Genomic DNA, 9,326 nt, shown 5'->3' on the forward strand with positions numbered 1-9,326 from the left:
GCGTGGGCCGGTGGCTCCAGCGGCTGCCCGTCGCGGCGGTGCGCGGGTGGGTGGAGCGCCAGCGGGCGGACCTGGAGCGGGCGGACGGCGCGCTGGGCCGCGTGCTGGTGCCGCGCCGGCTGGGGGTGCCCGCGCTGCTCTACGTGGGCATGTGGCTGGCCGAGTCCGTGGAGGCGTACCTGCTGCTGCGCCTGCTGGGCTTCGACGTCACCTTCGGCGACGCGGTGGCGCTGGAGGCGGTGATGTCCGTGCTGCGCGCGCTGGCCTTCTTCATCCCCGCGGGCCTGGGCGTGCAGGACGCGGGCTATGCCGCGTTCCTCTCGGGAGGCGGGGACACGCTGAGCGCGGTGGCGGCCTTCGTCCTGCTCAAGCGTGCCCGCGAGCTGTGCTGGATGGGCGTGGGCGCCGCGCTGCTCGTCCTCCAGGCGCGGGCGCGGGGCCAGCGCCTGGAGCTGGAGGCCGGCGTCCCCGAGGGCGGCATCACCGCATGAGGGCTCAGCTCGGCTCGCGCGTCTTGCGCCGGGCCTTGCGCCGGTTCTTGCCGGGGGAGGGGCCCGTCACCTCGGCGAAGCGGGCGCCGGTGACACCGGCGTGCTCCAGGGCCTCCTTGATGCCCTCGGAGACGATGAGGCTCACCGGCCAGCCCCAGGAGCGGAACACCCGCGCGCCGTCCGTCTTCATGGGGTCGATGCGCAGGCCGCGCACGGTGCGGTAGTGGCCCACGCGCTCGGGCAGGCCGTCCTCCGGCGTGTACCGGCGGGCCTCCGCGCAGGCGCGATCATCGATGCAGCGCACCAGCCGGGTGGCCACGAGGATGAAGTACCGCTCGTCGCAGTCCTCCACCTCCACGGGCAGCAATTGCACGTCGTCCGGCGCCAGCTCGCGGAAGATGGACGCCACGCGCGCGTGGACAATGGGCGTGAGCCCGGCCCCGGCGAGCGAGAAGTCGAGCGGCCGGCCCTCGGGCTGCACGGTGGCCCGCAGCTTCCCCAGCCCCTTCACGGGGGCGCCCGAGGTGAACAGCCAGACGGAGTCCACCTTCTTGCGCCGGTCCAGCGAGACGGGGTCGCTCAGCTCCCGGCGGCCGGGGGCGCGGAAGTCGTCGTGCAGGTCGTAGTAGCGCACCGGCACGGTGGGGCGCGGCGAGGCCCGTCGGGCCGCGGACATCCGCCGGGAGCCTCCCTCCGGGGGCGGCTCCGTCGGAGCGTCCCAGAGGGTCTCCACACCCGGGCCGGCGCCCTGTCTCGTAGAGCGTCGCGCCAGCACGCGAAGGGCCTGGGTGAGCCGCCTGAACATCCGCCGATTCTAGCCGCTCCCCATCAGGGTGGGAGGGCGTTGACGGGGGGCGCCCGGGCTCCCTGCCTCCTCCCCGGACGGCCAGGGCCGAAGGGCCTACCAGGTGGTGTGCAGCCCGTAGCTCGCGGTGCGCGTATCCAGGCTGAGGAAGGAGAAGTGGCCCTCCGAGCAGGTGCCACTGTTGAGGAACAGCCGGCTGCCGTGCTCCACGCGCATGCCCATGTGGGTGTGCCCGGTGACGACGATGTCGGCCCCGCTGTCATGGGCGCGCGCCAGGGCCCAGCGCTGGAAGGTGCAGCGCGCCGGGTCCGGCAGCGCGTTCGTCAGCCGCGCGTCCAGCGCCTGGAACATGCGGAACATGGCCCGCAGCCGCATGCGCCGCAGCCACGCGCCGGCCCACACCGCGGCCTCCGACAGGAAGCGCGCCTTGCGGATGACCCAGTCGTGGTGGTGCCCGTGGGTGAACAGCATCCTCACCCCGTCGGCCTCCAGCACGAGCTGCTCGGGCGCGCCCAGCAGGGTGCCGGCCACCAGGTCATGGTTGCCGTGGATGTAGTGGTACTGGGGCCGGGCGAAGCGCTGGACGATTTCGGGGTGCGCGGCGCGGGCCGCGGCCAGCTCGGCCGCCTGTCCCCACGGAACGCGCGGGGTGAGCGTCTCGAAGATGTCGCCCAGCAGGACGATGCGCTCGAAGTTGCTCTCCAGGAAGCGCAGGAAGCGCAGGAAGACGGAGTCGTCGTGCCCGAAGTGGTCCGCCGCGTCCCGGCGGCCGAGATGAAGGTCCGAAATCACCGCGATGCGCATGAAGCCTCCCGAAGGGCGTGCGGAAGGTAGAGACGTTTCGTGGCGGATGTATGGACCAGGCGTGAACTTCTCACCCCGTGGGGGTGGACTCCCGGGAGGGCGTGTGTACGGTGCCTCCCATTCATGTGTCCCCGCGTCGTTCCGTTCTGTCTCTGCATGCTGCTCCTGGGGAGTGCGCTGGTCCATGCCCGGGAGCCGGGGCCTCGTAGGAGCGTGTCGGCGGTGCGCGTGGAGCAGCCGCCCGTCTTGGACGGCCTGCTGGACGACGCGGCCTGGACTCAGGCCATCTTCACCACCGACCTCGTCCAGAAGGAGCCGGACCAGGGTCTCCCCGCCACCCTGCGCACGGAGGTGGCGTTCGTCTACGACTCCGAAGCGCTCTATGTCGGCGCGCGGATGTTCAGCGATTCGGCAGCGGACATCGAGACGGTGATGACGCGCAGGGACGAGAGCGGCGTGGCCGAGCGGCTCATCGTCTCGCTCGACACCTGGAACGACAAGCGCACCGCGTACAGCTTCGCGGTGACGGCCGCGGGCCAGCGCGTGGACTGGTTCCACCCCGTGGACAGCGAGTACGAGCGGGACTTCTCCTACAACCCTGTGTGGCAGGCTCGCACCCGACTGACGGGCGAGGGCTGGGTGGCGGAGCTGCGCATCCCCTTCTCGCAGCTGCGCTTCAACGACGCGGACGAGCAGTCGTGGGGGCTCAACCTCAACCGCTACGTGCCGCGCCGCAACGAGGACGACTTCTGGGTGGTGGTGCCGCGCCACGTCACCGGCTGGGCGTCCTGGTTCGGCGAGCTGACGGGCGTGCGCGGCGTGCGGCCCGCGCGCCGGCTGGAGCTGCTGCCGTACGTGGCGGGGGACTGGCAGGTGAACTCCGGCCGCAACCCGCGCGCGGGCACGCCCTACGACTCGCGGCGCGACTGGGCGGGCCGCGTGGGCGGCGACGTGAAGCTGGGGTTGGGGCCCAACCTCACGCTGGACGCCACGGTGAACCCGGACTTCGGTCAGGTGGAGGCGGACCCGGCGGTGGTGAACCTGAGCGCCTTCGAGAACATCTTCGAGGAGCGCCGCCCCTTCTTCACCGAGGGCGCGCAGCGCTTCACCAGCGTCGGGCCCACGTACTTCTACTCGCGCCGCATCGGCGCCTCGCCGCGCCTGTTGGCGGACCTGCGCTCGCAGCGCGACTACGTGGAGGCGCCGCGGGCCAGCACGCTGTGGGGGGCGGGGAAGCTCACCGGGCGGCTGGCGTCGGGCCTGTCGGTGGGCGCGCTGGGCGCCGTCACCGGCGGCAGCTTCGCGGACGTCTACGACTTCGACACGGCGCAGGAGGGGCGGGTGGGGCTGGAGCCCTTCACGGGCTACGGCGTGGTGCGCCTGCAGCAGGAGCTGGGCGGCGCGTCCGTGGTGGGGGCGATGCTGACGGGCGTCAACCGGGCGGTGACGCCCTCGGGCCGGGGAGAGAGCCTCGCCTTCAACCTGCCGCGGCAGGCGTACACGGCGAGCGCGGACGCGTCCTTCCGGCTGGGCCCGGGCGGCCAGTACGCGCTCACCGCGTACGCGGGCGGCAGCCACGTGAGCGGCACGCGCGAGGCCATGGAGCGGCTGCAGCGCTCCAGCGCGCGGTTCTATCAACGGCCGGACCAGTCCTACGTGCGGGTGGACCCGGAGGCCACGTCGCTGTCCGGCTACACCGCGGGCGCGTCGCTGGAGCGGGTGAGCGGCGAGAACTGGCTGTGGAAGATGGGCGGCTATGTGGAGTCGCCGGGCTTCGAAATCAACGACGTGGGCAGCCTGCAGACGGCGGATGACCTGGAGGCGGAGCTGGGCCTGACGTACCGGGACACCGAGCCGGGCCCGTGGCTGCGCGGCTTCGAGGTGGAGCTGGCGCTCATCAACAACTGGAACTACGGCGGCGTGCGGCAGTCCACCACCGTGTCCTCGACGGCGAGCGTCACCTTCCCCAACTTCTGGTCGGGCTCGCTGACGGCCACGTACCAGCCGCGCGCGCTGTCGGACGTGCTGACGCGGGGCGGGCCGCTGATGCAGACGGGGCAGGGGGTGGACTTCCTCTTCGAGCTGGAGAACGCCTACAGCGCGACGACGCGGTGGAACCTGAGCGCGAAGACGTGGCGTTACGAGACGGGCAGCCGCGGGTACACGCTGGGGGGACGGCTGGGCGTGCAGCCCACGCAGCGGCTGCGCCTGTCGGTGGAGCCGGGGCTGTCGAGCTTCACGGAGGAGCCGCAGTACGTGGCCGAGGTGGACGGTGGGAGGCCGGAGACGTTCGGCCAGCGCTACGTCTTCGGCGCGGTGGACCGGCGGGAGCTGTTCGCGCGGCTGCGCGCGGACTTCTTCGTCACCCCGGACCTGAGCGTGGAGCTGTACGCGGAGCCCTTCGCGTCCAGCGGGAGCTACCACCGCTTCGGCGAGCTGGCCCGCGCGCGGAGCCGCGAGCTCTTGCGCTACGGCGACGGGAACGTCACCCGCGAGGACGGCACGCTGCGGCTGGTGGACGCGGACGGGGTGGCCTTCGAGGTGGACGACCCGGACTTCAACATTCGCTCGCTGCGCAGCAACCTCGTGGTGCGCTGGGAGTTCCGGCCGGGCAGCACGCTCTTCCTGGTGTGGCAGCAGGACCGCGCGAGCGAGCGCGTCCCGGGCCGCGTGCTGGAGGCCGCCGCGCTGGGCAACAGCTTCTCCGCCCCGGGCAGCCACACCTTCGCGATGAAGCTCTCGTGGTGGTGGCCGGTGGACTGAAGCGGCGCGCCAGACCGCGGTTCGGGTTGCAAACGTGTTCGTTCGACACTAAGGTTGTGTCGAAAATACACGAAGCAGCGAGGCGGGCCCATGTTCATCGGGTACATGAAGGCGGCACCCACGACGTACGTGATGCAGTTCGAGGGGGGACGCGTGGTGCGGGAGGGGGCGGGGCTCTCGTTCTTCTACTGGAAGCCGGCGGCGACGCTGGTGGCGGTGCCGCTGTCGAGCGCGGACGTGCCCTTCGCCTTCAACGAGGTGACGCGGGACTTCCAGGCGGTGACGCTGCAGGGGCAGCTCACGTACCGGGTGGCGGACCCCAAGCGGCTGGCGTCGCTGCTGGACTACTCGCTGACTCCATCGGGGCGTCACCGCTCGGACGACCCGGAGAAGCTGGCGGAGCGGCTGGTGCAGGTGGCGCAGGTGCGGGCGCGCACGGTGGTGCGGAGCATGGCGCTGCGCGAGGTGCTGGTCCACGCGGACACGATTGAAGCCCAGGTGCTCGCGTCGCTGGCGGGGGCGGAGCAGGTGAGGGGGCTGGGCGTGGAGGTGATGGCCTTCTCGCTCTTGTCGGTGCAGCCCACGCCGGAGATGGCGCGGGCGCTGGAGGCCGAGGCGCGCGAGGCCCTGCAGCGCTCGGCGGACGAGGCCATCTACGCGCGCCGCAACGCCGCGGTGGAGCAGGAGCGCCGCATCCGCGAGAGCGAGCTGGCCACGGAATTGGCCGTAGAGGAGCGGCAGCGCCAGATTCGCGAGGCGAAGATGGCGGCGGACATCGCCGTGGAGCAGCAGCGCTCGGCGCTGATGGAGCGCTGGAGCGAGAACGAGCGGCAGGCGGCGGACGCGCGCGCGTACGCGCTGGAGAAGACGCTGGCCCCGGTGCGCGGGGTGGACTGGAAGACGCTGATGGCCACGTCCGCGGGGGGCGGGGACCCGGCGCTGAACATCGCCCTCGCGTTCCGGGAGATGGCGGAGAACGCGCATCGCATCGGCGAGCTGAACGTGTCGCCGGACCTGCTGCACTCGCTGGTGAGCGGCTCGGGGGGTGGAGGCGACGGCGCGAAGTCCGCGCGCGGCCAGAAGCCGACGGGCCCGCGCGAGCGCTGAGCACGAAAGGGGGGGCCATGTACGAGAAAATCGTGCTCGTCACCCGCCGCACGCGGCTGGCGGGGCTGGTGGAGCGCTTCAACACGAAGAAGCAGGCGAAGTTCTACGTGGAGCACGCCGGCCAGGACTTCGAGGAGTTCTCGCGCGAGGACGAGGCCTACCGGCGGGCGGTGGACGGGCTGCGGGACACGCTGGCGCTGGGGCTGCCGGTGCAGCAGGTGGACCGGAGCCTCGTGCCCACCTTCCTCTTCACGGGGAAGGAAATCGTCGTGGTGGCGGGGCAGGACGGGCTGGTGGCGAACGTGGCGAAGTACGTGGGGGAGCAGCCGCTGGTGGGCGTGAATCCGGACCCGGAGCGCTTCGACGGCATCCTCCTGCCGCACCAGGTGGCGGACGCGCGAGGCGCGGTGCGGCGGGTGCTGGACGGGAAGGCGGGCTACCGGCGGGTGACGCTGGCGGAGGCGCGGCTGGAGGACGGGCAGCGGCTCCTGGCCTTCAACGACCTGTTCATCGGCGCGCGCACGCACGTGTCCGCGCGCTACCGGCTGCGCTACGGGGAGAGCGAGGAGTCGCAGTCGTCCAGCGGGGTGCTGGTGTCCACGGGGGCGGGCTCCAGCGGGTGGCTGTCCTCGGTCTTCACGCTGACGCGGCAGCTCACGGAGCTGACGGGGGGGACGCCGGGCGCGCCGTGGAAGCTGGGCTGGGAGGAGCCCCGGCTGGCCTTCGTGGTGCGCGAGCCCTTCCTCAGCCGCCACTCGACGGCGGAGCTGGTGGGGGGCTTCGTGACGGAGGAGCGCGAGCTGGTGCTGGAGTCGCGGATGGCGTCGGGGGGCGTCATCTTCAGCGACGGCGTGGAGGAGGACTTCCTCGCCTTCGGCGCCGGCGCCACGGCGCGCATCCGCCCGGCGAAGCAGCGCGCCCGGCTGGTGGTGGGCTGACGGCGGGAGCGCGGAAGCCCTGGGGCCCGCGCTCCCGCCCCGGCCTCACGGCGTGACGGTGGTCTCGAACGGCGGGCACGTCACCTGGGCCTCGCGGAACTCGCCCATGGCGGGCGGCACCGCGGCCTTGTCGGTGGCGACGTCCATCAGCCGGTTGATGAACGCGACGCGGTAGCGGCCCGGCTGGCGCAGGTCATAGCCGCGCGACAGGTCCACCTTGCCCTCCACCGTCGCGCCCGGGGCCACGGTGACGTAGTCGTCCGCCTGGGGCGCGCCGCGCTTCATCATCTCGCCGATGTAGGGCACCTCGGTGCCGTCGCGCGTCACCTCGAAGATGTTGTTGCGAATCCCCTCCAGGGGCGTGTGCCAGTCGAGCACGTACAGCGGCGCCGACGTGCGGTTGGTCAGCCGGAAGAGCACCTCCACCGGCTGGCCCGCCTTCACCGTCGCGGGGCCGCTCAGCGCGCACTCCAGGGTCCTCGCCGTCGCTGCCGGCGTCTCCGTCGTTGGCATGGCCGTCTCCTCGCGCCGAGGCTCCTCCTTCGGCGGTGTTGCCTCCGGACGCGACGCGCACGCGCCGCCTCCCAGCACTCCCAGGCACAGCAGTGCGACCTGTCCCAGCGTTCCACGAGTCATTGAGAATGGGACTCCCTGAAAAAGAAAACGGGGGCGTCGCCGCCCCCGTCCGTGCTTCACATCATGTCACCGGCGGGTTGTCACGGCAGAGCCGGCGTGTTCTCCGCGAAGTACTCGTGGTTGTCCGCGTTGTCGAGGGCGCGGGTGGGGCTGGACGTCGCCAGGCTCTTGGCCGCGCTCTGGCCGTAGGCGTGGTCATCCGTGTCCGCCACCACGGTGAAGTGGCTCATCTCGTGGACCAGCGTGCCGCCCTTGGAGTCCGTGCCCGTCATCGGCGCGTTCCAGAAGGCGTTGCACACGTAGATGCGGTACGGCTGATTCTTGTACACGTACGCGTACGCGCTGGACGTGCAGTTGCAGTCCACGATGGTGGACCGGGTGTCGAAGGCACTCTTGATGGCCGTGAAGTGCGACTTCGCCGTGTTCCAGTTCGTGCTGCTGTAGGTGCCGAACCACGTGCGGTAGCGGGACGTGTTGCCCGGCGTGGTGTTGGTCAGGTAGCTCACCGAGCCGTTGGCCATGGTCTGCGCGGCGCTGAACGCGGACGAGACCGTGGAGGCGCGGGTGCTGGTGCAGTTCGCGGTGGACAGCGCCTGGGCCACGACGGTGTCCGCGGCCTGCGCCTCGGGCAGCTTGAAGGGCCGGCCCTCGATGAACACGCTCAGGCTGTCCGAGCGCAGCTGCGACACGCCCGCGTGGTCGCGGCCGTGGTGCGCCTCGGAGTCGTAGCGGAGGGTGTACTGGCCCGTGCGGGACAGGTCGTAGATGGTCGCCAGGTCCACGGTGCTCGTGGAGCTCTCGCCCGGCGCCAGGCGCAGCCAGTCATGCGCCTCCGGCGTGGCCCACTTGTAGTGACGGCCGTTGTACTCCGCCGCCACGCCGTCGGCCTCCACCACGAAGAGGTCCTCCAGCAGGCCGTCCACCGGCGTATGCCACTTCAAGAGGCGCACCGGCTGCGACGTCACGTTGGTCAGCGTCACCGTCACCAGCACGCTGTCGCCAGCGGCCAGCGACGACTTGCCCACCGACAGCTTCACCGCCACGTCTCCCGCCGCCGCGTCCTTCACACCGTCGGTCGACTCGACCGGCTCCGCCGCGCGCTCATCCGGCGCTCCACACGCGCCCAGCAGCGACGCGCCAGCGAGTGCACCCATCCACCAATTGAGGCGACCACGAAGGTTCAGGCTCATGTCGGGGACTTCCTTTCAGCTCGAGGGGGAAGCGTTGCGTGCGCGGCGGCCTATACTGTGAGTACAAGCCTGTCGCGCTATCCCGGTTATATCGAGCTGTGTGTCGCCCCGTCCAGGTCCCGCCGAGTCGTGTCTCAGGGGTACACGTAGGCGACGAACAGCATCGCCAGGCCGAACACTTGCGCGGCCATCAACGGCCCGAGGGCGAGGACCACCGTGTCGAACCGGCTCTCCGCTTGAGTCTTCATGACCATGCTCTCCCTGCCGCGCCTGTGTGTCGCGTGGCACCCTCCTGCTTGAGCAAGGCCTGGGCCAGCGCGCGCTCCACCCGTCATGGCGCACGTGAAGCGAGGAGTGACGCGGGGTTGCGATGAGCCGCCGGGCCATGCGTGCACGGCGCCGTCGCGAGCGTGGGACAACGCGTCCGCCTCGCGTGTTCGTGTCTGGGATTCGCGCGTGCGGGTCCGGAATTTCAAGTAAGCCGGGGCACCTGGGTAGAGTGCACCCCATGCGAATCCTCACCCCCGCCCTGTTGCTGCTCGTCTCCGGGGCCTGTGCGCACGCGCCGGCCTCCACGGAGACTCCCTCCCCC

8 protein-coding genes are annotated in these 9,326 nt (G+C 71.5%); 4 read left to right on the forward strand and 4 right to left on the reverse strand.

From position 1 onward, the window contains the following. A partial coding sequence (locus HG543_RS47635) for a lysylphosphatidylglycerol synthase domain-containing protein (RefSeq protein ID WP_211194665.1) occupies positions 1–491 on the forward strand: 491 nt, incomplete at its 5' end. Positions 492–495: 4 nt separating this feature from the next. On the opposite strand, the gene HG543_RS47640 is transcribed toward HG543_RS47635, so the two are convergent. Both HG543_RS47640 and HG543_RS47645 read right to left on the reverse strand, forming a co-directional pair. Beyond that, positions 496–1,167: an imm11 family protein gene (locus HG543_RS47640; RefSeq protein ID WP_169351617.1), complete on the reverse strand. Its 672-nt coding sequence runs from the start codon at positions 1,165–1,167 to the stop codon at positions 496–498. Positions 1,168–1,392: 225 nt separating this feature from the next. Then, on the reverse strand, positions 1,393–2,100 hold the full coding sequence (locus HG543_RS47645; protein WP_169351618.1) for a metallophosphoesterase family protein: 708 nt from the start codon (positions 2,098–2,100) through the stop codon (positions 1,393–1,395). A 123-nt stretch (positions 2,101–2,223) separates the two neighbouring features. Between HG543_RS47645 and HG543_RS47650 the strand changes: the two genes are divergently transcribed. The 3 genes from HG543_RS47650 (at position 2,224) to HG543_RS47660 (ending at position 6,908) form a co-directional block, all read left to right on the forward strand. After that, positions 2,224–4,863: a DUF5916 domain-containing protein gene (locus HG543_RS47650; RefSeq protein ID WP_169351619.1), complete on the forward strand. Its 2,640-nt coding sequence runs from the start codon at positions 2,224–2,226 to the stop codon at positions 4,861–4,863. Between the two features lie 90 nt (positions 4,864–4,953). Beyond that, complete coding sequence (locus HG543_RS47655) at positions 4,954–5,970, forward strand: SPFH domain-containing protein (protein ID WP_211194666.1); 1,017 nt, start codon at positions 4,954–4,956, stop codon at positions 5,968–5,970. A 17-nt stretch (positions 5,971–5,987) separates the two neighbouring features. Further along, positions 5,988–6,908, forward strand: a complete 921-nt coding sequence (locus HG543_RS47660; RefSeq protein WP_169351621.1) for a diacylglycerol kinase catalytic domain-containing protein — start codon at positions 5,988–5,990, stop codon at positions 6,906–6,908. 45 nt (positions 6,909–6,953) lie between these two features. Here HG543_RS47660 and HG543_RS47665 read toward each other — a convergent pair whose 3' ends face one another. Together HG543_RS47665 and HG543_RS47670 are read right to left on the reverse strand one after the other, a co-directional pair. Continuing rightward, positions 6,954–7,544: a protease gene (locus HG543_RS47665; RefSeq protein ID WP_169351622.1), complete on the reverse strand. Its 591-nt coding sequence runs from the start codon at positions 7,542–7,544 to the stop codon at positions 6,954–6,956. A gap of 80 nt (positions 7,545–7,624) precedes the next feature. After that, the gene (locus HG543_RS47670; protein WP_169351623.1) at positions 7,625–8,734 is read right to left on the reverse strand and encodes a M35 family metalloendopeptidase; all 1,110 of its coding nucleotides are present in this window, start codon (positions 8,732–8,734) and stop codon (positions 7,625–7,627) included. Positions 8,735–9,326 lie beyond the last annotated feature (592 nt).

The organism is Pyxidicoccus fallax (assembly GCF_012933655.1).
GTDB classification, from domain to species: Bacteria; Myxococcota; Myxococcia; order Myxococcales; family Myxococcaceae; genus Myxococcus; species Myxococcus fallax.

Excerpts from the sequence above, each read along its gene's own strand:
- HG543_RS47670 (WP_169351623.1), bottom strand. The coding sequence starts at position 8,734 with ATGAGCCTGAACCTTCGTGGTCGCCTCAATTGGTGGATGGGTGCACTC.
- HG543_RS47655 (WP_211194666.1), top strand. The coding sequence starts at position 4,954 with ATGTTCATCGGGTACATGAAGGCGGCACCCACGACGTACGTGATGCAG.
- HG543_RS47665 (WP_169351622.1), bottom strand. The coding sequence starts at position 7,544 with ATGACTCGTGGAACGCTGGGACAGGTCGCACTGCTGTGCCTGGGAGTG.
- HG543_RS47640 (WP_169351617.1), bottom strand. The coding sequence starts at position 1,167 with ATGTCCGCGGCCCGACGGGCCTCGCCGCGCCCCACCGTGCCGGTGCGC.
- HG543_RS47660 (WP_169351621.1), top strand. The coding sequence starts at position 5,988 with ATGTACGAGAAAATCGTGCTCGTCACCCGCCGCACGCGGCTGGCGGGG.
- HG543_RS47645 (WP_169351618.1), bottom strand. The coding sequence starts at position 2,100 with ATGCGCATCGCGGTGATTTCGGACCTTCATCTCGGCCGCCGGGACGCG.
- HG543_RS47650 (WP_169351619.1), top strand. The coding sequence starts at position 2,224 with ATGTGTCCCCGCGTCGTTCCGTTCTGTCTCTGCATGCTGCTCCTGGGG.